Below are 1,280 nucleotides of genomic sequence, written 5' to 3'. Positions count from 1 at the left end.
TGGACGTCGAATGTGTTCTCAAATCACTCAAGGTAGGTCACAGATAAATTCTATCCCTGACCAAATTTGGCGAGTTTGCGAATCATTAATTGATAGTCGTGAGTGGTTTTGCGATCGCAAACTAATTCTCGAAGCTGAAATTAAAGTGGATAAGTCAGTTAACTTTCGGGTTAGGGTTAGATGGTTAACGTTAGAGTTATCCCCAGATCCTTACCTCTTAGTAACCCTAGAAGATCAAAATCAATCTTATCAAAATTCCGCTAGCACTGATGCGCTCAAATATGGGTTAACTCCCCGGGAAGAGCAAATATGGTCACTTAAAAAAGCGAACTTTACTTACCGAGAAATTGCCCAGCAGCTATTTATCAGCATCAATACGGTTAAAAAGCACTTAAAAAACATTTACGCTAAACAAAAATACTGATAGGTATTACCATTACTATATAGCACTACTCAATTGATTTAGGGACTTTAGCCCTGGCTTTTAGGGAGTAGGTATTGGTGGTAATCAAATTTAAATTTGTTCATCATTATAATTACTAATTTCACTAAAATTATTACTACGTTGAGTTAAGAATCATAAAATATACTAATTTTTTTCAAAAATAGGGGAGCAAAACTCTATGTCAAATAAAGAAAACCGAGAGTTGGATAAGTGGATTAAGAGTAATCCAGATTCAAGAGAATTAAAAAGAGCGCTAGCTGTAAAATTTGCCATACAAGGCTTGGAATATCAAGCAATATCCGAATTCTTAAATGTATCAAAGAGCTTCATTAGTAAGTGGAGAAAAATTTTTCATGCAGCGGGTGTAGAAGGATTAAAATTATCTTATAAAGGGGGTAAAGGCTATTTAACTAAAAAACAAAAGCAAGAAGTTATCACTTGGATTAAAAAACAATATAAATGTAATTTTGATAAATTAGAGGGTTATTTGATTGAGGAATATAATGTAGTTTTTAAATCCCGGACTAGCTATTATAAATTAATAGCTGAAGCCAGGAGTAGTGTGGAAGAATCAAAAAACAATAATCATTATAAAAATAAAGAATTATTGGATAAAATACTGAATCGTATTTACAATCAAGCCTAGTTTTATACTGAGGGGGTGACGAAATGAGCTAAAACGCAGATTCTATAAGCGACCTAGCCCTTCGCGTTGATAATACTTTCGTTTATTAGGATTTAATTTCATTAATTCGGTTACTAATTTTAGACAAACATCCTTAAAATTCATCCAGGTTTGACCATACAAACCAACGTAAAAACTGCTATGCCTCCG

Annotated in this window: 2 protein-coding genes; both read left to right on the top strand. The window is 33.3% G+C overall.

Annotation, left to right across the window (positions count from 1 at the left end; translation table 11 throughout):
* The coding region (locus F6K53_RS43250) for a helix-turn-helix transcriptional regulator (protein ID WP_293086861.1) at window positions 1-424 on the top strand (424 nt) is incomplete at its 5' end.
* Between the two features lie 199 nt (window positions 425-623).
* Window positions 624-1,091 carry a helix-turn-helix domain-containing protein gene (locus tag F6K53_RS43245; RefSeq protein ID WP_293070869.1) on the top strand — a complete coding sequence of 156 codons (468 nt, stop codon included), beginning with the start codon at window positions 624-626 and terminating at the stop codon, window positions 1,089-1,091.
* Window positions 1,092-1,280: the final 189 nt, after the last annotated feature.

The sequence above is a fragment of the Moorena sp. SIO4A1 genome (assembly GCF_010672065.1).
In the GTDB taxonomy this organism is placed as follows: Bacteria; Cyanobacteriota; Cyanobacteriia; order Cyanobacteriales; family Coleofasciculaceae; genus Moorena.
The sequence above is the reverse complement of the archived record's forward strand: the minus strand, read 5'-3'. Positions and strand labels throughout refer to the sequence as shown.